The 22,852-nt window shown below is 67.1% G+C and carries 23 protein-coding genes and 1 pseudogene; 16 read left to right on the top strand and 8 right to left on the bottom strand.

From position 1 onward, the window contains the following. Window positions 1-13: 13 nt before the first annotated feature. The 10 genes and pseudogenes from H3309_RS12690 (at window position 14) to ruvB (ending at window position 6,397) form a co-directional block, all read left to right on the top strand. Window positions 14-334 (top strand): heavy metal-binding domain-containing protein, encoded by a 321-nt coding sequence (locus H3309_RS12690; protein ID WP_182295059.1) that lies wholly within the window; start codon window positions 14-16, stop codon window positions 332-334. Between the two features lie 60 nt (window positions 335-394). Continuing rightward, on the top strand, window positions 395-1,636 hold the full coding sequence (locus H3309_RS12685) for a right-handed parallel beta-helix repeat-containing protein (RefSeq protein WP_182295058.1): 1,242 nt from the start codon (window positions 395-397) through the stop codon (window positions 1,634-1,636). A gap of 65 nt (window positions 1,637-1,701) precedes the next feature. Next, a complete protein-coding gene (locus tag H3309_RS12680) occupies window positions 1,702-2,442 on the top strand; it encodes a YebC/PmpR family DNA-binding transcriptional regulator (protein WP_182295057.1) in 741 nt (246 codons plus the stop codon). A 24-nt stretch (window positions 2,443-2,466) separates the two neighbouring features. After that, window positions 2,467-2,928: pseudogene (gene ruvC / locus H3309_RS12675) on the top strand (crossover junction endodeoxyribonuclease RuvC); the annotation flags it as partial. Between the two features lie 191 nt (window positions 2,929-3,119). Beyond that, window positions 3,120-3,542 (top strand): endonuclease domain-containing protein, encoded by a 423-nt coding sequence (locus tag H3309_RS12670; RefSeq protein ID WP_182298737.1) that lies wholly within the window; start codon window positions 3,120-3,122, stop codon window positions 3,540-3,542. Further along, on the top strand, window positions 3,539-4,165 hold the full coding sequence (gene ruvA / locus H3309_RS12665) for a Holliday junction branch migration protein RuvA (RefSeq protein ID WP_182295055.1): 627 nt from the start codon (window positions 3,539-3,541) through the stop codon (window positions 4,163-4,165). The genes H3309_RS12670 and ruvA overlap by 4 nt, the downstream gene beginning before the upstream one ends. After that, window positions 4,162-4,860 carry a hypothetical protein gene (locus H3309_RS12660; RefSeq protein ID WP_182295054.1) on the top strand — a complete coding sequence of 233 codons (699 nt, stop codon included), beginning with the start codon at window positions 4,162-4,164 and terminating at the stop codon, window positions 4,858-4,860. Before ruvA ends, H3309_RS12660 begins: the two co-directional genes overlap by 4 nt. Before the next feature lie 98 nt (window positions 4,861-4,958). Continuing rightward, window positions 4,959-5,165, top strand: coding sequence for a type II toxin-antitoxin system HicB family antitoxin (locus H3309_RS12655; protein WP_182295053.1), 207 nt, complete (start codon window positions 4,959-4,961; stop codon window positions 5,163-5,165). 28 nt (window positions 5,166-5,193) lie between these two features. Further along, on the top strand, window positions 5,194-5,376 hold the full coding sequence (locus H3309_RS12650) for a type II toxin-antitoxin system HicA family toxin (protein WP_243453722.1): 183 nt from the start codon (window positions 5,194-5,196) through the stop codon (window positions 5,374-5,376). 1 nt (window position 5,377) lies between these two features. Beyond that, the gene (ruvB, locus tag H3309_RS12645; protein ID WP_182295051.1) at window positions 5,378-6,397 is read left to right on the top strand and encodes a Holliday junction branch migration DNA helicase RuvB; all 1,020 of its coding nucleotides are present in this window, start codon (window positions 5,378-5,380) and stop codon (window positions 6,395-6,397) included. On the opposite strand, the gene H3309_RS12640 is transcribed toward ruvB, so the two are convergent. Genes H3309_RS12640 through H3309_RS12630 form a run of 3 tightly spaced genes read right to left on the bottom strand, consistent with a single transcriptional unit; the run spans window position 6,394 to window position 9,830 of the window. Continuing rightward, complete coding sequence (locus H3309_RS12640) at window positions 6,394-6,786, bottom strand: acyl-CoA thioesterase (protein WP_182295050.1); 393 nt, start codon at window positions 6,784-6,786, stop codon at window positions 6,394-6,396. The two genes, ruvB and H3309_RS12640, sit on opposite strands and share 4 nt — an antisense overlap. Further along, on the bottom strand, window positions 6,783-8,924 hold the full coding sequence (locus tag H3309_RS12635; protein ID WP_398398418.1) for a S9 family peptidase: 2,142 nt from the start codon (window positions 8,922-8,924) through the stop codon (window positions 6,783-6,785). Before H3309_RS12635 ends, H3309_RS12640 begins: the two co-directional genes overlap by 4 nt. A 6-nt stretch (window positions 8,925-8,930) precedes the next feature. Beyond that, a complete protein-coding gene (locus H3309_RS12630) occupies window positions 8,931-9,830 on the bottom strand; it encodes a DMT family transporter (RefSeq protein ID WP_182295049.1) in 900 nt (299 codons plus the stop codon). 132 nt (window positions 9,831-9,962) lie between these two features. On the opposite strand from H3309_RS12630, the gene H3309_RS17570 reads away from it, so the two are divergent. Next, window positions 9,963-10,088, top strand: a complete 126-nt coding sequence (locus H3309_RS17570) for a hypothetical protein (RefSeq protein ID WP_256400999.1) — start codon at window positions 9,963-9,965, stop codon at window positions 10,086-10,088. 3 nt (window positions 10,089-10,091) lie between these two features. On the opposite strand, the gene H3309_RS12625 is transcribed toward H3309_RS17570, so the two are convergent. From H3309_RS12625 to H3309_RS12615, 3 genes are all read right to left on the bottom strand, one after another. Next, a complete protein-coding gene (locus tag H3309_RS12625; RefSeq protein ID WP_182295048.1) occupies window positions 10,092-10,706 on the bottom strand; it encodes a PEPxxWA-CTERM sorting domain-containing protein in 615 nt (204 codons plus the stop codon). A gap of 63 nt (window positions 10,707-10,769) precedes the next feature. Next, entirely contained in the window at window positions 10,770-11,891 is a 1,122-nt protein-coding gene (locus H3309_RS12620; protein WP_182295047.1) for an epoxide hydrolase family protein, read from the bottom strand. Continuing rightward, window positions 11,888-13,507 (bottom strand): GMC family oxidoreductase, encoded by a 1,620-nt coding sequence (locus tag H3309_RS12615; protein WP_182295046.1) that lies wholly within the window; start codon window positions 13,505-13,507, stop codon window positions 11,888-11,890. The genes H3309_RS12620 and H3309_RS12615 overlap by 4 nt, the downstream gene beginning before the upstream one ends. Window positions 13,508-13,621: 114 nt before the next feature. Between H3309_RS12615 and H3309_RS12610 the strand changes: the two genes are divergently transcribed. Continuing rightward, window positions 13,622-14,593, top strand: a complete 972-nt coding sequence (locus H3309_RS12610; RefSeq protein ID WP_182295045.1) for a quinone oxidoreductase family protein — start codon at window positions 13,622-13,624, stop codon at window positions 14,591-14,593. 37 nt (window positions 14,594-14,630) lie between these two features. Here the strand turns inward: H3309_RS12610 and H3309_RS12605 are convergent, their stop codons facing one another. Further along, entirely contained in the window at window positions 14,631-17,033 is a 2,403-nt protein-coding gene (locus H3309_RS12605; RefSeq protein ID WP_182295044.1) for a TonB-dependent receptor, read from the bottom strand. A 118-nt stretch (window positions 17,034-17,151) separates the two neighbouring features. Continuing rightward, window positions 17,152-17,799 carry a YjbE family putative metal transport protein gene (locus H3309_RS12600; RefSeq protein WP_182295043.1) on the bottom strand — a complete coding sequence of 216 codons (648 nt, stop codon included), beginning with the start codon at window positions 17,797-17,799 and terminating at the stop codon, window positions 17,152-17,154. Window positions 17,800-17,907: 108 nt separating this feature from the next. On the opposite strand from H3309_RS12600, the gene H3309_RS12595 reads away from it, so the two are divergent. From H3309_RS12595 to H3309_RS12580, 4 genes are all read left to right on the top strand, one after another. Beyond that, window positions 17,908-19,599: an alpha/beta fold hydrolase gene (locus H3309_RS12595; RefSeq protein WP_182295042.1), complete on the top strand. Its 1,692-nt coding sequence runs from the start codon at window positions 17,908-17,910 to the stop codon at window positions 19,597-19,599. A 185-nt stretch (window positions 19,600-19,784) separates the two neighbouring features. Then, the gene (locus tag H3309_RS12590; RefSeq protein ID WP_243453721.1) at window positions 19,785-20,612 is read left to right on the top strand and encodes an alpha/beta fold hydrolase; all 828 of its coding nucleotides are present in this window, start codon (window positions 19,785-19,787) and stop codon (window positions 20,610-20,612) included. Between the two features lie 720 nt (window positions 20,613-21,332). After that, on the top strand, window positions 21,333-22,451 hold the full coding sequence (locus H3309_RS17805; RefSeq protein WP_398400307.1) for a tetratricopeptide repeat protein: 1,119 nt from the start codon (window positions 21,333-21,335) through the stop codon (window positions 22,449-22,451). A 95-nt stretch (window positions 22,452-22,546) separates the two neighbouring features. Continuing rightward, window positions 22,547-22,828, top strand: a complete 282-nt coding sequence (locus H3309_RS12580; RefSeq protein WP_182295040.1) for a hypothetical protein — start codon at window positions 22,547-22,549, stop codon at window positions 22,826-22,828. Window positions 22,829-22,852 lie beyond the last annotated feature (24 nt).

Below are 22,852 nucleotides of genomic sequence, written 5' to 3'. Positions count from 1 at the left end.
GGGAGATGCCCGCATGATCCTGACCACCACGCCCACCCTCGAAGGCAAGCCCGTGAAATCCTATCTGGGTATCGTCGCCGGAGAGGCGATCATGGGCGCCAATATCTTCCGCGACATGTTCGCCGGCATCCGCGACATCGTCGGTGGCCGCTCCGGTAGCTATGAAACCGTGTTCCGCGATGCCCGCGCCGAGGCGCTGCGCGAACTGGCGGAAGAAGCGAAGGCGATGGGCGCCGATGCGGTGATCGGCATCCAGCTGTCCAGCAACGCCGTCGGCGCCAGCGATTCGATGCTGATGGTCAGCGCGACGGGGACCGCGGTGAAGCTGTACTGAGCCGCATTTAAGGCCGCCCGCCCCTGGCCGTTCCCTGGACGAACGGTCGGAAAGTCGGACATGATCGGTTGCGTTTTGCGTGCCCTGGCGGTGCTGTGCGCCACATGGACTGGCGCGGTGCAGGCCACCGCCATCTTCACCGTCTCCAGCGCGGCCGAACTGACCGCGCTGCTGCGCACCCTGACGCAACCCGCCGAGGTCCAGCTTTCCCCCGGTAACTATGGCGAGGTGCGGCTGACCGGCGTCACGGCCAGGGTCACCCTGCGCTCGGCCAATCCGGCCGCGCGCGCGACATTCGACCGGCTGTGGATCAGCGACAGCGCGGCGGTCACGGTGTCGGGCATCGACATCGCCTTGCGGCTCGGCGCGAACGAGGGGGTGACGACGGCCGGCATGCTGGTGCGCAACAGCCGCGACATCAGCCTGGTGGACATGGGCTTTTCCGGCTCTCCCGATGACAACCCCAACAATGACGGCCTGCTGCTGCGTCTGCTGAACGTCACCCGCGCGCTGGTGCTGAACTGCCGCTTTGCCGAGGCGCGCGCGGCGCTGTTCGTCGAACGCTCGCGCGGCGTCATCGTCGCGTCATCCGAGGTCAGCATCGCGCGGGAGGGATTCAATTTCTCCACCGTGCAATCGGTGCTGGTGGACCGCAACCGCTTCACCGCGATCCGGCCGAACCTGGACGCGGGCGACCATGCCGATGCCATCCAGTTCTTCGTCGGCGCCGGCAGCGGCAGCAGCGGCGTGACGATCAGCAACAATGCGATGCTGCTGCACGATACGGTGTCGCAGGGAATCTTCGTGCGCAACGAAAGCGGGCTCGCCGCCAACGCCTTTCGCAACTTCGCCATCCTGAACAACGCCTATGTCGGGCAGGTGCGCAACGGCGTCACGGTCATCGGGCTGGAGGGCGGGCTGATCGCCGGCAACACGCTGCTGGCGGCGCCGGGCTGGGTGCTGGAGCCGGCGCTGACGGCGCGCGATTCGATCGACATCGTGATGGAACGCAACATCGCGCCCTGGCACCTGTTCATCAACACGCCCGGCGCCGCGGCGAACAGCGTCACGCTCGCCAACCGCTCCAACCCCGGCGGACCGGGCGTGAACAGCCAGGTGACGGGCGATCCGGCGGTGGCACCCCTGACGGCGGGGGATTTCACGGTGCGGCCCGGCAGCCTCGCGGCGACGCTGGGCGCCGGCTTTGTCGAAGTGGGCTTCATCGGCGTCGGCGCCGCCGAGCAGGGAAGCGCGCGCATGGCGGCCCTGCTGGCGCAACTGGCCACCATGGCGCCCGACTGATTGCGCGCACGCGTCCGGCTGGGTAAAGCCGCTGTCACAAACAAAGGCGGGACAGCAGCGAGACCATGGCAGGCCACAGCAAGTTCAAGAACATCATGCACCGCAAGGGCGCGCAGGACGCGAAGCGCAGCCGCATGTTCAGCAAGCTGGCGCGGGAAATCACCGTCGCCGCCAAGATCGGCAACGCCGATCCGGCGTTCAACCCGCGGCTCCGGGCGGTGATCCTGACGGCGAAAGCCGCCTCCATGCCCAAGGACAATATCGAACGCGCGCTGAAAAAGGCCGAGGGCAATGACGGCGAGAATTACGAGGAAGTGCGCTACGAAGGCTTCGGCCCCGGCGGCGTTTCCGTGATCGTCGAGGCGCTGACCGACAACCGCAACCGCACCGCGACCGACGTGCGCACCGCCTTCAGCAAGAATGGCGGCAATGTCGGCAGCAGCGGCAGCGTCAGCCACGGCTTCGAGCGGATGGGCCAGATCGTCTATCCCGCCAGCGCCGGCAGCGCCGACGCGGTGTTCGAGGCGGCGCTGGACGCCGGCGCCGAGGATGTCGAGAGCGACGAGGACGGCCATGTCATCTGGACCGCGTCCGACGCGCTGCACGAGGTGGCGCGGGCCCTGGAAAAGGCGCTGGGCGCGCCGGAAGGCGCGAAGCTCGCCTGGCGGCCCAAGGAGTGGACGGTGGTGGACGCCAGCGCCGCCGCCAGCCTGATGAAGATGATCGACGCGCTGGAGGACAGCGACGATGTACAGGCCGTCTATGGCAATCATGATGTGCCGGACGATGTCATGGCTGCGCTGTGACGGCGGCGCTGTGATGGCGGCGCTGTGATCCTGGTCGGCCTCGACCCCGGCCTTGCCCGCACCGGCTGGGGCGTGATCGAGGCGGCCGGCAACCGGCTGCGGCATGTGGCGCATGGCACCGTGGTCACCGATGCCGCGCTGCCCCTGCCCGTCCGGCTTGCCCTGCTGCACGATGGCTTGCGCGCCATGCTTGCCGACCATGCGCCGGTGGAGGCGGCGGTGGAGGAGGTGTTCGTCAACAGCAACCCGCAATCGACGCTGAAGCTGGGCCAGGCCCGCGGCGTGGTGCTGCTGTCGGTCGCGCACCTGCCGGTCGCCGAATATGCGACGCGGCTGGTGAAGAAAGCCATCGTCGGCACCGGCGGCGCGGACAAGGCACAGATCCACGCCATGATCACCCGCCTGCTGGGCACCCCGCCCAAAGGCGAGGACGCCGCCGACGCACTGGCGGTCGCGATCACGCATGCGCATCTTCGATGCTCCGCTGTGAAACGATGCGCTATCGGCGATCATCCCTTAGCAAAGCTCGGAGAGGTGGCATCGCAAGGCGATGACGGAGGGGGCCCATCCTCCCCTGCGCAGCGGGGGAGGTGGCAGCCGAAGGCTGACGGAGGGGGCCTGTGACTCCGCAAAAAACTGCCGGCACAATCGCTCGTGCCAAGCGTCTGCGCCGGGAAATGTCCTTGCCCGAAGTTTTGCTTTGGCGGATACTCAGACACGGGTCAGACGGTGTGAAATTCCGTCGCCAGCATCCATTCGGTCCCTTTGTCGCTGATTTCTACTGTCCCGCGGCCAATTTGGCGATTGAGATCGATGGCGCTGCTCATGACAGCGCTGACGCGTGGCAACGTGATCGCGTACGTGACGACTATTTCGCGGCAAATGGTGCCGACGTTGTCCGATTGCCGGCGAAACAGGTACTAAGCGACCCGGTTGGCACTGCGAACGATATCCTTCGTCTCGCCGTCACGCGTTGCCCCCTCCGTCAGCCCTGCGGGCTGCCACCTCCCCCACTTCGTAGGGGAGGATCGCCGTCTGATCCTCCCCTAGCGAAGCTGGGGGAGGTGGCATCGCGAAGCGATGACGGAGGGGGCCAATGATCGCCAGCCTGCGTGGCCTGTTGCAATCCATCGGCGCGGACAGCGCGGTGATCGATGTGAACGGCGTCGGCTATCTGGTCCAGGTTTCCGCCCGCACCGCGTCCTTCCTGCGCGATTCGCAGCGCGCGCTGAATGTCGCCGTCGCGGCCGCCCCGGCACCGGTCTTCCTGTTCGTGGAAACCCAGGTGCGGGAGGACGCCATCACGCTGTTCGGCTTCGCGACCGAGGCCGAGCGCGACTGGTTCCGCCGGCTCTTCGCGGTGCAGGGGGTGGGCGGCAAGGTGGCGCTGTCGCTGCTCGGCGCGCTGGCGCCGGACGAACTCACCCGCGCCATCACGCTGGAGGACCGCGCTACCGTCTCCCGCGCCAACGGCGTCGGGCCGCGCCTTGCCACCCGCATCATCACCGAATTGCGCGGCAAGGAGCTGCCGTCCGCCGACAGCGCCGTGCCGCTCACCACCGTCACGCAAGGCGCGGCAGCGGACGCCCTGTCCGCCCTCGCCAACCTCGGCTTCCGCCCGCCCGAGGCCGCGCGCGCGGTGGCAGCCGCGCAGGCAGAGGTGGGGGAAGCGGCGGCGGTCGGCGACCTTATCCGGGTGGCGCTGAAAAAGGCGGCGCGGTGACATTTACCGGCAAAGCTGATGACCATGAACGGAACCACGACAATGTACTGGAAGAATATAACGCGTTTATGCTTCATGTGAAGATGCGACTGACTGCATTTTCTGATTCGATCAATGAACTTGAATCGAACCCACAACATCCGGACATCTGGAAAAACTTTGAGTTCTGCTATTTGCAGTTGCGGAAAATATGTGAGTGCGTCGCGCTGGCAACATTGACTTGCCATCGTCATCTGATGCAGGAAAATGTGCAGACATTGGAATCAGAATGGCATGCAAAGAACATACTGAAAGCTCTTTTGCGCGACAGACCAGGTTGTTTTCCCATAGCCGTGAGATTTGAGCCCGACGCCGATACTGGGTGCCGGCATCTTGCGCCGATCGATGAGGCGCTGTCTTTCAAGGATTTCTCTGAAATATATGGACGGATCGGATCCCGACTGCATGTCAGAGAATTAAGAAAAATACTGAAAAACAAGCTTGATCCATTTGAACTGACGGAACTTAAAGGCTGGCATCAAAGTATTGTCAGCCTGTTGAATTGTCACATGATCCAGCTTTTTGAAAATGGCGCTGTCCTTGTTGCATTCCTGCACATCGGCGATGAGAGGACCGTCGAGTGTTGGTGGGCCGAGGCCAATGGCCCATTCATGGCCGGTGGCAGAATCTATGGGCTGCCAGTCGATGACGAATAGCCGTCCATCCACATGCTCCGCTCCGATGGTCGCCTTCGGAAAGCCGTTCGTGGCAATTGTGGAACCTATGGTTTAAGGGACGCCTGAGGAGACCGCCCATGCAGATCACGGCTGTGCTGACACCCGCCGAAGAGGGCGGCTACGTCGTTTATAACCCCGAAACCGGGGTCACGACGCAGGGAGAAACGGTGGACGAGGCCATTGCCAACATCAAGGAGGCGGTCGAACTTTACCTTGAGGATTTTCCGCTGCCAAACCATGGCCCGTCCTTGATGACGATGGTGACGATCTCGGCAAATGCCTAAGCTGCCTGTGCTGTCAGGGCGGGAACTGGTGACCCTGCTGGAACGGCACGGCTTCGACGTCATCCGACAGCGCGGCAGCCATGTGAACCTTCGCCGCGGCGCCACTGGCTGTTCGGTGCCGTTGCATCGCGAACTGAAGGCTGGAACCTTGATGGGCATCCTGCGATCCATTGGCATGTCCGCCGACGACCTTCTGGCAAAGCGCCACTGACATGACGAGCGCGGCCATCAACCCTCGTTGCCAGCCCGACGACCCCGACGCCGCGCTGCGACCGCGCGCGCTAGACGAATTCGTCGGCCAGGCCGCCGCGCGGGACAACCTCCGCGTCTTCATCGATGCCGCCCGCAGCCGCGGCGAGGCGCTCGACCATGTGCTGTTCCACGGCCCCCCCGGCCTCGGCAAGACCACGCTCGCCCAGATCGTCGCGCGCGAACTGGGCGTCGGCTTCCGCGCCACTTCCGGGCCCGTCATCGCCAAGGCCGGCGACCTCGCCGCACTGCTCACCAACCTCGACCCGCACGACGTGCTGTTCATCGACGAGATCCACCGCCTGGCACCGGCCGTCGAGGAGATCCTCTATCCGGCGATGGAAGACCGCGCGCTCGACCTGATGATCGGTGAAGGCCCGTCGGCGCGCAGCGTCCGCATCGACCTGCCGCCTTTCACCCTGGTGGGCGCCACCACCCGCGCCGGCCTCGTCACCCAGCCCTTGCGTGACCGCTTCGGCATCCCGCTGCGCCTCATTTTCTACACGGTGGAGGAATTGTTCCGCGTCGTCACCCGCGCCGCCGGCCTGCTCGGCCTGGCGCTGACCGACGAGGGCGCCCGCGAGATCGCCGCCCGCAGCCGCGGCACGCCGCGCATCGCCGGCCGCCTGCTGCGCCGCGTCCGCGATTTCGCCGCCGGGCGCACGGCTCCCGTCGATGCCGCCTTCGCCGACAGCGCCCTCACCCGGCTGGAGGTCGACCGCCTCGGCCTCGATGCGCAGGACCGCCGCTATCTGTGGATGATCGCAGACCAATATGGCGGCGGCCCGGTGGGGGTGGAAACACTCGCCGCCGGGCTGTCAGAGGCGCGTGACACGCTGGAGGATGTCGTCGAACCCTATCTCATCCAGACCGCGCTCATCGCCCGCACCGCGCGCGGCCGCATGCTGGGCAAGGCCGGCTGGGCGCATCTCGGGCTGAAACCGCCTGCGACGCTGACGCCGGAACTGCCGCTGGACGACTAACCTTCGCCGCGAAACCGCGTCACCAGCCCCTTGGGCACCCGCATCGGCCGCAGGCTCTCCTTTTCCAGCAGCGCCCAAGTGGTCTTCGCCTCCGCCCGCAGCAGGCCATCGGCACCGGTCAGTGTCACATGCCGGTCGAACTTCGCGCCCGTCTGCACCCCCACCCAGGTCTCCGCCGTCAGCGTCTCGCCCGGCATCACATAGCGGCGATAGTCGATCTCATGCCGCACCACGATCCACAGCAGGCTGTCGATCTCCTCGCGGGTGGCGATGGCGAACCAGTGCGCCGTCCCCACCTCCTGCAACCAGCGGACATAGACGATGTTGTTGACATGCCCCAGCTCGTCGATGTCGTCGGCGGTGGGCGTCAACGAAAGCGTGAAGGTCATCGGGCCGTGTCGAACTGCGCCAGGATGAAGGCATATTCCTCCGCCGTCTCGCGCAGCCGCTCGAACCGGCCACTCTTGCCGCCATGGCCGGCGCCCATGTTGGTCTTCAGCAGCAGCGGGTTGCGGTCGGTCTTGGTCGCGCGCAGCCGCGCCACCCATTTCGCCGGCTCCCAATAGGTAACGCGCGGATCGTTCAACCCCGCCGTCACCAGCATCGCCGGATAGGCCTGGCGCTTAAGATTGTCATAGGGCGAGTAGCTCAGGATAGTGCGGAAGGCTGCCTCGTCGGTCTTCGGGTTGCCCCATTCCGGCCATTCGATCGGCGTCAGCGGCAGGCTGGTGTCCAGCATCGTGTTCAGCACGTCGACGAACGGCACATGCGCCGCGATCGCCCGCCACAGGCCGGGATCGCTGTTGACGATCGCTCCCATCAGGCTGCCGCCGGCGCTGCCGCCGCTGGCGCTGTTGCGCCCCTCCCGCGAAAAACCCTGGCTGTTCAAAAACCGCGTCACGTCGACGAAATCGTTGAACGTGTTGGTGCGCTTCATCAGCTTGCCGTCCAGATACCATTGGTATCCCAGGTCATCGCCCCCGCGGATATGCGCGATGGCATAGGCGAAACCGCGATCCAGCAGGCTGAGCACCGAGGTCGAGAAGGACGGCGGCACCGCAAGACCATAGGCGCCATAGCCATAGACGTGCAGCGGCTGGCTGCCGTCCTTCCGATAGCCCTTCTTGTACACCACGCTGACCGGCACCATCACGCCATCACGGGCGCGGGCCATCAGCCGCTCGGTGGCATAATCCGCCGCGTTATAGCCGCTGGGGATTTCCTGCACCTTGCGGGTGACCAGGGCGTCCTTCGCCACGTCATAGTCATAGACCGTCGTCGGCGTCACCATGCTGCTGTAGGACAGGCGCAGCAGCGGCGCGTCGGCCTCCGCATTGGTGCTGAGGCTGACGGTATAGCTCGCCTCGGGCAGCTTGACATAGCGGTCGCTGTTGTCCGGCATCCGCAGCCGGATCTGGTCCAGCCCGTCCAGCCGCTCGGTGATGGCGAGGTAGGAGGCAAAGGCGGTGATGCCCCGGATATAATGCCGGTCGCTGCCGGGGATCAGATCGGCCCATTCGCCCGGGTTGGCGATGCTCGCCGTCGCCACGCGAAAATTGCGGTGTGTGTCGTTCGTCCGGATGAACAGCGTGTCGCCGCGCACGTCCACCGCATATTCGCGGCCGGTCTTGCGCGGGCTGACCACCAGCGGCGTGGCACCGGGATCGCCCGCGGGGATCAGCCGGATCTCGCTCGTCACATGGTCGGCGGCGCTCACCAGGAACCAGCGCCGGTCCTGCGACAGGTCCAGCCCCACGAAGAAGCTGCTGTCCTTCTCCTCATAAAGGGTCGGGTCGTTCCCCGTCGCCCCGCCCAGTACATGCCGGCGCACCCGGAACGGCCGCCATTGCTCGCTCGCCTCCACCCACAGCAGGCTCTTGCCGTCGCTGCTCCACGCCGGCTGGCCCAGGCTGTTGCTGGCGATGGTGACGATGTCCTTGCCCGTCCCCAGGTCGCGCACGATCAGCTTGAAGCGCTCGCTGCCATCGTCATCCATCGAATAGGCGAGCAGTCTTGCATCGGGCGACACCGCGAACGCCCCCAGCCGGAAATATTTCTTGCCATCGGCCAGCGCGGGTTCCGAAAGGATCAGCGTTTCCGGACCCCCGTTGCGGGGCATGCGATACCAGTTGCGATACTGGCTGCCGCCCTTCATCGCCGGATCGAACCGGTTGAAATAGGCCCAGTCACCGTCCGGATAGGGAACGCTCGCGTCATCTTCCTTGATGCGCGCCTTCATCTGTTCGAACAGCGCCTCCACCAGCATCGACTGCGGCTTCATCTCCTGCTCGAACCAGGCATTCTCGGCGTTCAGATAGGCCAGCACCTCGGCATCATCGACCTTGGGATAGCCCTCGTCCTTCAACCATTTGTAGGGATCCTTCACCACCGTGCCGTGGAGCGTGAAGCTGAAGTCGGTCGCGCGGGCGACGGGCGGGCCTTTGATCGGCATGGCGGCCTTTGCAAGCAGGGGATGGGAAAGGGCGGCGGCGGCGCTCGAGGCGGCGAGGAAGGTGCGGCGTTGCATGACGCCTCAGGTGGACGTTTCCGGCCGCCGTATCAAGACCAGCGCCGCGGCAATCATCGCGGCCCCCGCCAGTTCCGCCGCGCTCAACGTCTCGCCGAACGCCAGCCAGCCCGCCGCCGTCGAAATGATCGGCTGCACCAGCAGGCCGATGCCGACCGTGGTGGCAGACAGCCGCCCGGTCGCAAACACCATCAGCCCCTGGCCCGCCACCTGGCTGGACAGCGCCAGGCCGATGAGCGGCGTCCAGTCGCCCGGCCAGAAGGCCCCGGGGTCGATGGCCGCCACCGGCGCCAGCCACAGCGCGCCCGCCAGCGTCACCAGCGCCACGCTGCCCAGCGGCGACACGCCGCCGCGCAGCCGCGCCACCACCAGCAGATAGCCGGTGTAGAACAGCGCGGCGAGCAGGCTGAGCGCATCCCCCAGCAGGTTCTGCGGCGCCACCCGCGCGGACAGGCCCAGCAGCAGCAATGTGCCCGCCAGCGCCAGCAGCAATGCCCGGAGCGTGGTGGCGGACGGCCGGCGCCGCTGCACGACGATGGCCCAGCCCGCCAGGATGAAGGCCGTGCTGTTGGCGAACAGCGTGGCATTGGCCGTGGTGGTGCGCACGATGCCGGCGTGCCAGGCGGCCAGGTCGGCGGCGAAGAAGGCCCCGGCGGCGACACCCAGCCCCAGCAGCGCGCGCGGCGCCAGCCCGCCGCCCTCCGCCCGCGCCAGCCCCCAGCCCCAAGCGCGCGCCAGCAGGAACAGCCACAGCAGGACCGGCGTTGCCAGCGCCATCCGCCAGAAAGCCGAGGCCGACGGCGAGACATCCGCCAGCCGCACCAGCAGCGGCCCGAAGGCAAGAAGCGCCGACCCGCACAGCAGCGCCGCGAACGCCCGGCGCTCAAGGGAAGGACCGTTCATCATCTTCGCATAACCGCTCCGGCCGGGGCATTAAAGGCCTGCAACCGACGGGCTCGCCGCCCGCTGACCCCTAGCGGCGCGCCCGCCGGCAGCCTCGCCCTCTCCACCCAGGCAGCCGCCGGTGCCGCGCTCGCCATGTCCGGCCCGCCCTATCCGCAGTCCCGCGTGCCCGGCATCAGCAGCTGGAGCATGATGATCGCCGGCTTCGGCCTGCTCGGCCTGATGCTCCGCCGTCAGCGCCGGCTGCGGCGCGGTTTCTGAGCGTCAGGCCACGACCACCCGCCGGCGCGCGGCGGCGCCGACCAGCCCGAAGCCGGCGATCATCAGCGCCCAGCTCGCCGGCTCCGGCACCACGCCGCCGAACACCACGTCATCCAGCACGACATTGTCCACCTGCACCCAGGGTCCGCGCGTCGTCAGCGGGGTGTAGGTGACCGCGGACAGGTTGCCGATGCCCAGCGTGAAGCGCGTCAGCCCGGCATCGCCCGACAGGCTGAGCGTCAGGTCCGCCGTGGTCGAATCGGTGAACAGGAAGCGCAGCAGGATGTCGCCCCCCACCGCCCCCGCGAAGGGATCGGCGAAATCGATCGCCGTCAGGGTGAAGCGGCTCGGGCCGCTGATCGTCGTCGAGGTGAAGCTGTAATTGTTCACCAGCGTCGCGCCGCCGGGGTCGGCATTGGCCGAATCGCTGCTGCCCCAGGCGATCAACGCTTCGGCATTGGGCGAATCATTGGTGAACACGACACCTTGCGGGCTGGTGTAGGGATTGCTGACCACCAGAAAAGGCCCGCTGTTGATCAGGTCATCGAAGGTGACCGAGACCGTGGCCGCCGCGGGCATGGCAACCGCGACCGTGGCAAGAAACAATGTTTTAAGCATGAACGACCCCTTCACTGATGAAACAAGCCATGGATGGCAGGACAGCTTGCACGGAGCAAGCCATCAGAGCGCCGCGGCAAACCCCCGTAGATCCCCCAGCAGCAGCTCCGGCTCCTCCAGCCCGGCGAAATGCCCGCCGCGCGGCATCGTCGTCCAGCGCGCCACATGATACCCCCGCTCCACCATCGTCCGCGGCGGAAAGGCCAGCAGGTCGTGCGGGAAGGCCGCCACTGCCGTCGGCACCTCGATCCGCCGCCCCCGCGGAATGCCATAGCCCCCCTCCAGAACCATGCCGCGATACAGCCAGCTCGCCGACAGAAAGCTTCGCGTCGTCAGATAGATCATGATCGTCGTCAGCAACACGTCCATGGGAAAGGGCGGCTCCACCACCTTCGTCTCGACATCGCTCCACGCGCAATATTTCTCGGCGAACCAGGCCGCCACGCCCATCGGCGAATCCATCATGGCAAAGCCCAGGCTCTGGGGCTTGGTCGCCTGCAGCATCAGATAGCCGGTCTCCGCCGCGCGAATGGCCCGCGCCTTCACCAGCCAGGCGCGCTCCTCCTCGCTCTGCGGGCTCATGTCGGCATTGCGCAGCCCATAGCCATTCAGATGCAGCCCAATCAGCCGCGCGCTGTCCAGCCCCAGCCAGCCGCCGATCACGCAGCCCCAGTCGCCCCCCTGATAGAGGTAGCGCTCATAGCCCAGCGCCGGCATCAGCGCGTCATACAGGCCGGCGATCGCCCGCGGCCCCATCGGCGCCGCCGGCTTGTCGCTCCAGGCATAGCCGGGCAGCGACGGCGCCACCACATGGAACGCCGGCGCCGCCGGATCCTCGGGGTGCGTCAGCCGCTCATAGAGCGCGTCGAACTCCAGCACGCTGCCCGGCCAGCCATGCGCGATCAGCAGGGGAATCGCGTCGGCGCGCGGCGAGCGCTTGTGGACCGCATGCAGCGTCAGCTCCCCCACCGGCACCCGCACATGCGGCAGCCGGTTCAGGTGCGCGACCGCCCCGGCCCAGTCATAATCGCGCATCCAGTGCTGCCGCAGCCGCATCATGTAATCGCGGTTGGCGCCGTGCGCCCAGCCCGCCCCCTCGGGCTCCTCGAAGAAGCGATAGGCGCGCACCCGCTCCATGATCCACGCCACTTCCAGCTCGTTGGCGGGGATGGTGAAGGCGGTCATGCCGCCAGCGCCTGCTTCGTGCGCCCTTTCAGGGCCGCCGCCGTCTTCTCGGCGATCATGATCGTCGGCGCATTGGTGTTGCCGCTGACCAGGAAGGGCATGATCGAGGCATCGACCACCTGCAGCCCGGCAACGCCGTTCACCGCCAGGTCGGGCGTGCACACCGCGTCGGCATCCGCCCCCATGCGGCAGGTGCCAACGGGGTGATAGATGGTCTCCGCCCACTCCTTGAGCGCCGCCACCAGCGCCTCGCCCTCCACCCCGTCGCCGGGCCAGGCCTCCCCGCCATTATAGGCCGCCAGTGCCGGCTGCCGCCCGATATGGCGCGCCATCTCGATGCCCTTCAGCATCGTCGCCACATCCTCGGGCGCGCTCAGATAATCGGGATCGATGCGCGGATGCGCCAGCGGGTCGGGGCTGGCGAGGCTGATGCTGCCCCGGCTTTCCGGCCGCAGCTGGCAGACATGCACGCTGTATCCATGCTCCGGCTGCACCCCGCCGGTGCCGTGCGCCATGCCCTTCACCGGCATGAAATGCAGCTGGATGTCCGGCGCCGCCAGCCCCTCCCGCGTCGACAGGAACGCGCCGGTCGCGGTCGGCACATAGCTGGCGTTGCCGTCCTTCAGCAGGATCCATTTCAGCGCCGCGCTCATCTTGGTCAGGAACCGGCTGTTGCCATTCAGCGTGATCGGCTGGGTGCAGCGCCACTGCACCATCACGTCCAGATGATCCTGAAGGTTCATCCCCACCGCGCCGCGATCCGCCACCACGCCGATCCCCATGTCCGCCAGATGTGCACCCGGGCCCACGCCGGACAGCAGCAGCAGTTGCGGCGAGTTGATCGCCCCGCCGCACAGGATCACCTGCCGCGCCCGCACGCTCTCGCCCGCGCCGCCACGACGGTATTGCACGCCGGTCGCCGTCCGGCCCTGGAACAGCACCCGCTCCGCCTGCGCCCCGGTGATGATGGTCAGGTTCGGCCGCCGCCGCACCGCCTCCGTCAGATAGGCGCGCGCCGCGCTCCAGCGCTGCCCCTTGTGCGTGGTGGTGTCATAAACCCCCACACCCTCCTGTTGCGCGCCGTTGAAATCGTCCGTGCGGGCATGACCCGCCTCCACACCCGCCTTCAGGAAGGCCTCGTTCAGCACATGCGGCAGCATCCGGGTGGTGGTGTGCAGCGGGCCGTCCTGGCCGTGATGCGCGTCCCCCGCCCGGTCGCTGTTCTCGCTGGACAGGAACCAGGGCCGCACGTCGGCCCAGCCCCAGCCGGTGCACCCGACCTGCGCCCAGCGGTCGTAATCCGATGCCGCGCCGCGGATATAGACCATGCCGTTGATGCTGCTGCTGCCGCCCAGCGCCTTGCCGCGCGGCCACCACAATTGCCGGTTGTTCAGGTGCCGCTGCGGCACCGTCTTATACCCCCAGTTCAGCGGGCTGGGTTTGTCCTGCGGCAGGATCTGCGCGATCCCCGCCGGCATGTTGATCAGCATGCTGTTGTCGTTGCCGCCCGCTTCCAGCAGCGCCACGCGGGTCGCCGGATCCTCGCTCAGCCGCGCCGCCATCACGCAGCCGGCGGAACCGGCGCCCACCACCACGAAATCATAAGGGTCGTTCACTGCCCGTCTCCCATCCCCGGGGCGGACGCTAACCGCAGGGCGACCCCACGAAAACCCCTATTTGCAGCAGCAGCGACGCGCCGATACAGGCGTGCCAACTGGTTGGAGATTGTCATGAAAGCGATTCGGTTCAACGCGCCCGGCGGGCCGGAAGTCCTTCAGTTCGTCGACCTGTCGCTGCCCGACCCCGCCCCCGGCGAGGCGCGGCTTCGCCACACCGCCATCGGCGTCAACTTCATCGACACCTACCACCGCACCGGCCTCTACCCCCTGCCGCTGCCCAGCGGGCTGGGGCTGGAGGCTGCCGGCATTGTCGAGGCCATCGGCGAAGGAGTCACCGACGTCGCCGTCGGCGACCGCGTCGTCTATTGCTGGGGCGGCCCCGCCGGCTACGCCACCCACCGCAATATCGAGGCACGCTTCCTGGTGCGCATCCCCGACGGCGTCAGCGATGAGCAGGCCGCCGCCGCCTTCCTGAAGGCCTGCACCACCGAATTCCTGGTCGAACGCTGCGCCCGTGTGCAACCTGGCGATGTCGCGCTGGTGCAGGCGGCCGCCGGCGGCGTCGGGCTGCTGCTCTGCCAATGGCTGAAGCATGTCGGCGCCACCGTCATCGGCACCGTCGGCAGCGACGCCAAGATCGCGCTGGCGAAGGAAGCCGGTGCCGACCATGTCATCAACTATTCGACCGATGCCGTCGCCCCCGCCGTCCGCGCGCTGACCGGCGGCGAGGGCGTCGCCGTGGTGTTCGACGGCGTCGGCAAGGCGACCTGGGAGGGCAGCATCGACAGCCTGCGCCGCCGCGGGCTGCACATCAGCTACGGCAACGCCTCCGGCCCGATCGGCGCCGTCGATTTCGGCATCCTCGCGCGCAAGGGCTCGCTCTACACCACGCGGCCCACCCTGTTCGACTATTACGCCACCCGCGCCGAACTGGAATCCGGTGCCGCCCGCGTGTTCGACCTGATGAAGACCGGCGCGCTCAGCGTCCGCATCGACCAGCGCTATGCGCTGGCCGACGCCGCCCAGGCGCACATCGACCTCGAAGCCCGCAAGACCACAGGCAGCAGCATCCTGCTGCCGTAAGAGCTGCCCGCCCGGCGCAACCGGGCGGGCCGAACCATCAGAACTTCTTGCGCACCGTCAACCCGATCACCCGCGGTTGCCCCACATTGAAGCCCAGCCGCGCGCGCCCGCCCCGCTCCCGGTCGAAGGACAGCAGCGGGTTGGTATCGAACAGGTTGGTGACATAGAGCGTCGCCGAGACATCGCCGGCATATTCCGCCGTCGCGCTCAGGTTGACGAGATTGTAGGACGGCAGCAGCAGGTCCACGACCGTCGGATTGGTCCCCGTCGCCCCGCCGAACGCCAGCCCGGAACGGAAGCTGCGCGGGTTGTTCTCCTGGTCGCTCGGCTGGGTATAGCGGTTGCCGACATGCTGGAACGAAGCATTGAACACCCCCTTCGTGCTCGCCGTCAGCTGCGCGGTATAGGTGGCATTCAGCGAGATCTGGAAGTTCGGCACCGTCGGCAGCCGGTTGCCCTTGCGGATACCGCCAATGACCGCGCCGGTGCCATCCACCACCGTCGAATCCAGCTTGGCCTCCAGGATCGTGCCGGAAATCCCCAGGTCCAGGCCCTCCATCGGCGACGCGGTGAGCTCGAACTCCACCCCCACGCTATGCGCCTTGGGCACATTGAACACCACCCGGCTGGAGCAGGAGCCGGCATCCAGCGTCACCTGGAGGTTCTTGATGTCATTGTAGAAAACGCCGCCGTTGAAGGTGAAGCCATTGCCCCGCGCCTTCACATTGGCCTCATAGTTCCACAGCGTCTCGTCGTCATAACGCTGATAGCCGCCGAAGATCGCCCGGTCCTGCGCGGTGCACAAATTGGCGTTCAGCGGATCGTTTACGCCGCCCAGGCGGAACCCCTTGGCCGCCTGCAGGTTGATCGAGAAATCGCGCGACGCCTCATAGCTGGCGATGAAGCGTGGCGTGAAGCCGTCCGATTTGGTGCGGTTGTTCGGCGCGTTGAAATCGGTGAAACTGTCGCTGTTGGAGAAGATCCCGCCCGACTTGAACGTCCGCTTCTCGTTGAAATCATAATAGCGGCCGCCCGCCGTCAGTTTCAGGCCATTGTCGAACTTGTAGGTGGCCTCGCCAAACACCGCCTTCTGCTTGAACTTGTAGTTGATGTCAGCGTTGTAGGGCGAATTCAGCGGGAAGCCGTTCGCCACCGCCGCCGATGTCCCCGCGCCGAAGCGGATGTCGGTGAACACATCATAGCCGGGCGTCGGCAGCCGTTGCGCGTAGTCGCGCTTGATGTCGCTGTAGAACCCCCCGATCACCCACTGGAACGGGCCCTCGCCGGTGGAGGACAGCCGCACCTCCTGCGTGAACTGCTTCAGCTTGGTGCTGTCGTTCAGGTTGGATGGGATCAGCGCCGCCGGCGCCTGATAGGCAAGGTCGATCGTCACCGACCCCGTCAGCGCCGACGCATCCCGGCTCACCAATATGTCCCGATCGACATAGCTGCTGACCGACGTCAGGCTCACGCCCCCCAGGTCGACGCTGGCATTCAGGTCGGCCAGCAGGAACTTGTCCTCGAACGCTTCCCGCAGCAGCAGATACTGCTCGCGCTCCTTGAAGGTGATCGCCGGGCGCGTCGTGGTGAAGGGGTTGCCATAGAGGTTGAACACCTCCTGCCGGTTGAACCCGTTCGCCTTCACCTTCTGATAGACGATGCGCGGCGTCAGGCTGATCGCCTCCGACGGTTGCAGCAGGACCGCCAGCCGCCCGCCATAGCGCTCGCCGGAATTGACATTCTTGTCGATGGTGCCGCCCGGCCGATAGGCATCGATGAACCCGCCATAGCGCGTCCAGTATCCGACCGCCCGCACCGCGGCGGCATCGCCCAGCGGTGCGTTGACCGCGCCCTTCACCGATCCGCCGATGGCATCCTCCGCCACCATGTTGATATTGCCCTCAACCGAGCCCTCGACCCCGCGCGTCGTCGGCGCATTGGTGATGTAGCGCAGCGTGCCGCCCACCGAGCCGGAGCCGAACAGCGTCCCCTGCGGCCCGCGCAGCGTCTCCACCCGGTTCAGATCATAAAAGTCGAGGTCGGGCGTGAACAAGGACAGCGACACCGCGCTCTCGTCCAGATAGATGCCCACCTGCTCCTTCACGCCCGGCTGGTCGCGCACGATCTGCCCGGCCGAAACCCCGCGCACCGACACCTGGCTCTGCCCCGGCCCCAAATTCTGGATGGTCAGGCCGGCGACGTTGCGCGCCACATCCTCGATCGTGCTCGCGCCGCTGCGCTGCAGGTCGGCCGCGGTCAGCGCGTTGATCGAGAAGGGCACCTCCTGCAACGTCGAGGCGCGCTTGGTGGCGGTAACGATGATCTCCTGCGTCTCGTCGGCCGCCGCGGCGGCCTGCGCCAGCAGCGGCGCACCGGCAGACAGCGCCAGCGTCGAAACGGCAACGCGCAGCGCCGCCCGGTGGGTGAAGAAGATCGTCATGAAGCCTCCCGCTTGTTCTGGTTATGGCGGGAATCCATCACAGCGCCGTGAATCCCACAAGGGGACCCGGCGATTCCTGTTGCCGAATCAGCTACATCTGTGGCCTTCCCGCCACAGGTTAACCAAGCAGCGGCACCACCTCGCCGCCACCGCTGATGATCATGTCGATCGCCACATAAACGATCACCGCCACCCCCACCCAGGCGATCCAGCGATATTTCTCGATATAGCGCGCGATCACATTCGCCGCCAAACCCATCAGCGCGATCGACAGGATCAGGCCGAACACCATCACCTCCGGATGATCCCGCGCCGCGCCCGCCACCGCCAGCACATTGTCCAGGCTCATGGAAACATCAGCGATCGCCACCGCCCAGGCCGCGCTCCAGAAACTCTTCGCCGGCTTCGGCCCCCCTTCCGCCACGCCACCCGCCAGCACGCTGACCCCATCCTCGGCATGCGCGTGCGTCGCCCCCGTCGCCACCTCGCGGTACATCTTCCACGCCACCCACAGCAGCAGCAGCCCGCCCGCCAGCTGCAGGCCCACGATGCCCAGCAGCTGCGTCACCACCAGCGCGAACGCCACCCGCAGCACCAGCGCAGCGATCACCCCGATCAGGATCACCTTTCGGCGCTGCTCCGGCGGCAGCCCCGCCGCCAGCGCCCCCACCACGATCGCATTGTCACCGGCGAGCGCGATGTCGATCAACACCACCTTGCCCAGCGCGGTCCAGGCCGCGGGGTCCGAAAGAAAGGAGAAATCCATGGACGTTCAACTAGCCGAGACGCCGTCGGTTGCAACCCCGCGCCGATTGGCGTCGGCAAGCCGCCATGCTATGCCCTCCGCCAACAAAGAAACGGGGGAGAGGATCGAATGGCGAAAAAGGCGGATTCGGCAAAAGGCGTCGAGCTCCAGGGCGAGGCGTCCGTCGCCCTCAACCCGCTCGTCGGCCTCGCGCGGGAGGATTTCCTCGGCACCGTCGGCATGATGCTGCGCACCACCATGACCCAGCCCGGCGTCACCCTGAAGGTCGCCTCCGATTTCGCCTCCGAAGTCGGCAACATCCTCACCAACCAGTCCGAGCTTCGCCCGGACGCGAAGGACAAGCGCTTCGGCGACCCGGCCTGGCAGCAGAACCCGCTCTACAAATGGTCGATGCAATATTATCTCGCCGCCGAACGCGGCGTGAAACAATGGCTCGACGCGGTCGAGATGGACGAGCTGGAACGCACCCGCGTCCGCTTCATCGCCGGCATGATCGTCGATTCGCTGGCCCCCACCAACACCCTGATCGGCAACCCCTCCGCCATCAAGAAAGCGATGGAAACCGGCGGGCAATCGCTGCTGCGCGGCCTGCAGAACGCCTATGTCGACCTGACCCAGAATGACGGCATCGTCTCCCAGGTGGACAAGCGGCCCTTCAAGGTCGGCGAAAACCTCGCCACCACGCCGGGCAGCGTCATCCTGCGCGAGCCGATCATGGAGCTGATCCAATACCACCCCGCCACCGAAAAGGTGCACGAAATCCCCCTCCTCATCATCCCGCCGCAGATCAACAAGGCCTACATCAACGACCTGACGCCGGAAAAAAGCATGATGCGCTTCCAGGTCATGAACGGCATGCAGACCTTCCTGATCAGCTGGCGCAACCCCACGATCGAACACCGCGACTGGGGCCTCGAAACCTATGTCGATGCCATCATCCAGGCGATCGACACCGTCTGCGCCGTCACCGGCAGCGACAAGGTCAATGTGTCGGGCGCCTGCTCCGGCGGCATCACCACCGCCACGCTCCTGTCGAAACTCGCCGCCCGCGGCGACACCCGCGTCAACAGCGCCACCTTCATGGTCTGCGTGCTCAACCCGAAGAACGACGACAGCGACGCCGGCGCCCTCGTCAGCGAACATGGCCTGGCGCTCGCCCGCAAGCGCTCGGCGGAAAAAGGCATATTGGAGGGCTCGTCGCTCGCCCGCACCTTCGCCTGGCTGCGCCCGAACGACCTCGTCTGGAACTATGTCGTCAACAATTATCTCCACGGCGAGGATCCGCCGGCGTTCGACATCCTGTTCTGGAACAACGACGCCACCAACCTTACGGGCGCGCTGCACGGCGACTATCTCAGCCTCTACGAAACCCAGCCGTTCGAGCATCAGGGCGAAGTCACCGTCGCCGGCCACAAGCTCGATGGCCGCAACGTCACCTGCGACCTGTTCATCCTGGGCGGCGTCACCGACCATATCACTCCGTGGAAGGCCTGCTACCGCACCACGCAGCTGTTCGGCTCGAAGAATGTCGAGTTCATCCTCTCCCAATCCGGCCACATCCAGGCCATCCTCAACCCGCCGGGCAATCCGAAAGCCAAATATTACCGCGCCGACGGTTTCCCCCCACCCACGCCCGACGCCTGGCTGAAGACCGCAAAGGAAGTCGCCGGCAGCTGGTGGCCGCTCTGGATCGAATGGCTGAAGGCCCGCGCCGGCGCCGAAAAACCCGCGCCCAAGACCATCGGCAACAAGGCCTTCAAGCCCGTTGGCCCCGCCCCCGGCGAATATGTGTTTGGCTGAAATGCTGTCCGATAAATCGCCCAGCCCGGGCTGCAAATGCCGATGTGCTGCACTCCGGTGCTCACGTGCCTCAAGCACGCTGCGCTCCGGTGCTCGCACATCGTCATTTTCGCCACGGCCTGAACAATTTCTCGGACAGCATTTGATTCGTGCCAAAAGCACAGTTTTCTATGTAAGGTGACCGAATGACCAGCCGATCCCCTACCTTCCGCATGATGACCATCGAAGGCCATACCGTCCGCGTCGCCCACTGGCCCGCGCCGGCGGGCGGCGGCCTGCCGCTGTTCTTCTTCAACGGCATCGGCGCCAATATCGAGCTGATGGCCCCGCTCGCCGACCATCTGCCCGACCGCGAGATCCTCACCTTCGACATGCCCGGCATCGGCGGCTCGCCGGCACCCGCCTTCCCCTATCGCCCCTGGATGATGGCGCGCGTCGCCGCCGCCATCCTGGACGAACATGGCCACAAACAGACTGACGTCATGGGCGTCAGCTGGGGCGGCGCCATGGCGCAGCAGTTCGCGCTGCAATATGGCTCGCGCATCGGCAGGCTGATCCTGGTCGCCACCACCGCCGGCATGCTGATGATCCCCGGCAAGGTCGCGTCCTTGAGCAAGATGTTCGACCCGAAACGCTACAGCGACCCGGATTACATGCTGCGCAATTTCGAAACCCTCTACGGCGGCGCCTCCAACGCCGGCGCGGCCGCGCATGCGCTGCGCACCAAGCCGCCCACCCGCATGGGCTACATGATGCAGATGGTCGCCATGCTCGGCTGGACCAGCGCGCCCTGCCTGCCCTTCATGCGCACCGACACGCTGATCCTGATGGGCGACGCCGACAACATCGTGCCGGTCATCAACGGGCGCTTCCTGAAACTGCTGATCCCGCATGCCCGGCTGGAGATCATCGAGGGCGGCGGCCACCTGTTCCTGCTGTCGATGGCGGAAACCGTGGTCCCGATCATCGAAGAGTTTCTCAGCGGCGACGAACCGCTGCGACAAGCCGCCTGACGCGGGCTGCGGGGGTCGGCCTTGGCAAGCCTGCTGGCAGAGGCAAGACGGCGCGGCGTGTGGCGCGCCGCCGCCACCTATCTGGTGGTCGGCTGGCTGGTGCTCGAAGTCGGGCACGTCCTCACCCTCATCCTCGAACTGCCGCACAGCGCCGCGAAATTCCTGTTCATGGCGCTGGTCGCCGGCTTCCCGCTGGTGCTGGCGCTCAGCTGGAAGTTCCGCTTCACCTCCGACGGCTGGTTCCCGCACCTGCCCGACAGCGAGCCGGCCTCGACGTCAGAGAACGCGCACCACGGCGGCCATGGCGGCCATGGCGCCGTCGGCGGCTTCGATCCCCTGCCGCTGATCGTCGGCATCCTCGCATTGGGCGCGCTGCTGCTCTACATCTTCGTCCCCAAGGATGAAAAGCATGCGGCGAAAGAGGCCGCCCCGCCGGCGGCGAGCGCCGCGGCCGCCCCCGTTGCCGCCCGCACCGCGCCACCCAACAGCGTCGCCGTCCTGCCCTTTGAAAACCTGTCCGGCGACCCCGGGCAGGCTTTCTTCTCGGATGGCATGGCGGAGGAGCTGCGCAGCGCGCTCGCCGCCGTGTCGGGCCTCCAGGTCGCGGCGCGCACCTCCTCCAACGCCTTCCGCACCGGCAACGCCAATGCCGCCGACATCGGCGGCAAACTCGGCGTCGCCTTCATCCTCGAAGGCAGCGTCCGCCGCGCCGGCAACGTCGTGCGCATCAGCGCGCAGCTCGTGGAGGCGAAGACGGGCTATGAACGCTGGTCGCAGACCTACGACCGCGAGCTGAAGGATGTGTTTGCCGTCCAGACCGACATCGCGAAGATCGTCACCGAAGCGCTGAAGGTCACGCTGCTCCCCGCCGACGCCGCCCGCCTGGCCGCCCGCGGCACCGCCTCCATCGCGGCGCATGACGCGCTGCTGCGCGGCGCGCAGCTGTTCGCCCAGTCCGGCGACGAGGCCACCTTCCGCGCCGCGCTGGCGCAATATGATGCCGCCATCGCCGCCGATCCGGCCTATGCCGCCGCCCACGCCGGCCGCGCCGCGACGCTCAGCGCCATCGCCGGCCAGTTCGAAACCGCCGTCCAGGCCGCGCGCACCAACGAGGCGGCGCTGGCCGCGGCGCTGAAGGCGGTCAGCCTGAAGCCCGACCAGGCGGACACCCAGGCGGCGCTCGCCTATGTCCTCGAACGCGGGCGCCTCGACGTGCGCGGTGCCGCCGCCGCCTATGAACGCGCCTATCGCGCCGGGCCGGACGCCGATGTCCTCATCCGCTACGGCATCTTCAACGTCCGCGTCGGCGACCTCAGCAAGGGCCTGGCGGCGCTCAACCGCGCCGTCGCGCTCGACCCCGTCAACCCGCGTGCCTGGCGCGCGCTCGGCACCGCGCTCTACCAGGCCCGGCGCTATGCCGACGCGCTGCCCCGGCTCGACGAGGCGCTGCGCCTGTCGCCGAAACTCGCCTCCGGCCATGCCTATCGCGGCGACGCGCTCCTCATGCTCGGCCGCCTGCCCCAGGCGCGCGCCGCCTATGCCGCCGAAACCACCGGCTGGGCGCGCCTCACCGGCCTCGCCATCGTCGAAGCCCGCCTGGGCAATGCCGCGGCGTCGGACGCCGCCTTCGCGGCACTCCGCCAGGACGACACCACCGGCTATCAGGTGGCGCAGGTGCTGGCGCAGCGCGGCGACCGCGCCGGCGCGCTCACCCGGCTGGAGGCCGCCTACGCCGCGCGCGACCCCGGCATCCTCAACCTGCGCAACGATCCCCTGCTCGATCCGCTGCGCGCCGAACCGCGCTTCCGCGCCCTGCTGCGCCAGCTCTCGCCCGCCTGACCGTCAAATCTTGCCAATTGGCAGCCGCTGTGCCGCGTGGTAACCATGATCCGCCGTCGCACAGGGCGCCGGCGATCAATTTGGGGGATCCACCAATGACCCGTTTCTCGATGCTGCTGCTCGCCTCCGCCACCCTCGCGCTCGCCGCCTGCGGCCAGAAGAAAGAGGAAGCCGCCGCGCCCGCCGCTGACGCCTCCGCCGCCGCGCCGACCGATGTGGTCGCTGCCGACGCGCCCGCCACCGACGCCATGCCCGCCGCCGAGACCCCCGCGGCCGATGCCGCCGGCGCCGCGCCCGCCGAGGCCTCGGGCGACCGCAAGGACGCCAACACCACGATGGACGCCAGCGACGACCGCAAGGACGCCAACACCAAATAAGCGCCGGCGACCCGGGGGGCCGCC

The sequence above is a fragment of the Sandaracinobacteroides saxicola genome, from assembly GCF_014117445.1.
GTDB lineage: Bacteria > Pseudomonadota > Alphaproteobacteria > Sphingomonadales > Sphingomonadaceae > Sandaracinobacteroides_A > Sandaracinobacteroides_A saxicola.
This window is presented reverse-complemented; position numbering and strand designations above follow the sequence as displayed.

Coding starts and splice junctions, on each gene's coding strand:
- H3309_RS12680 (WP_182295057.1), top strand. CDS start 1,702: ATGGCAGGCCACAGCAAGTTCAAGAACATCATGCACCGCAAGGGCGCG.
- H3309_RS12625 (WP_182295048.1), bottom strand. CDS start 10,706: ATGCTTAAAACATTGTTTCTTGCCACGGTCGCGGTTGCCATGCCCGCG.
- H3309_RS12590 (WP_243453721.1), top strand. CDS start 19,785: ATGACCAGCCGATCCCCTACCTTCCGCATGATGACCATCGAAGGCCAT.
- H3309_RS12630 (WP_182295049.1), bottom strand. CDS start 9,830: ATGATGAACGGTCCTTCCCTTGAGCGCCGGGCGTTCGCGGCGCTGCTG.
- H3309_RS12635 (WP_398398418.1), bottom strand. CDS start 8,924: ATGCAACGCCGCACCTTCCTCGCCGCCTCGAGCGCCGCCGCCGCCCTT.
- ruvA (WP_182295055.1), top strand. CDS start 3,539: ATGATCGCCAGCCTGCGTGGCCTGTTGCAATCCATCGGCGCGGACAGC.
- H3309_RS12655 (WP_182295053.1), top strand. CDS start 4,959: ATGCAGATCACGGCTGTGCTGACACCCGCCGAAGAGGGCGGCTACGTC.
- H3309_RS12640 (WP_182295050.1), bottom strand. CDS start 6,786: ATGACCTTCACGCTTTCGTTGACGCCCACCGCCGACGACATCGACGAG.
- H3309_RS12610 (WP_182295045.1), top strand. CDS start 13,622: ATGAAAGCGATTCGGTTCAACGCGCCCGGCGGGCCGGAAGTCCTTCAG.
- H3309_RS12600 (WP_182295043.1), bottom strand. CDS start 17,799: ATGGATTTCTCCTTTCTTTCGGACCCCGCGGCCTGGACCGCGCTGGGC.
- H3309_RS12595 (WP_182295042.1), top strand. CDS start 17,908: ATGGCGAAAAAGGCGGATTCGGCAAAAGGCGTCGAGCTCCAGGGCGAG.
- H3309_RS12620 (WP_182295047.1), bottom strand. CDS start 11,891: ATGACCGCCTTCACCATCCCCGCCAACGAGCTGGAAGTGGCGTGGATC.
- H3309_RS17570 (WP_256400999.1), top strand. CDS start 9,963: ATGTCCGGCCCGCCCTATCCGCAGTCCCGCGTGCCCGGCATCAGCAGC.
- H3309_RS12685 (WP_182295058.1), top strand. CDS start 395: ATGATCGGTTGCGTTTTGCGTGCCCTGGCGGTGCTGTGCGCCACATGG.
- H3309_RS12580 (WP_182295040.1), top strand. CDS start 22,547: ATGACCCGTTTCTCGATGCTGCTGCTCGCCTCCGCCACCCTCGCGCTC.
- ruvB (WP_182295051.1), top strand. CDS start 5,378: ATGACGAGCGCGGCCATCAACCCTCGTTGCCAGCCCGACGACCCCGAC.
- H3309_RS12670 (WP_182298737.1), top strand. CDS start 3,120: ATGTCCTTGCCCGAAGTTTTGCTTTGGCGGATACTCAGACACGGGTCA.
- H3309_RS12690 (WP_182295059.1), top strand. CDS start 14: ATGATCCTGACCACCACGCCCACCCTCGAAGGCAAGCCCGTGAAATCC.
- H3309_RS12605 (WP_182295044.1), bottom strand. CDS start 17,033: ATGACGATCTTCTTCACCCACCGGGCGGCGCTGCGCGTTGCCGTTTCG.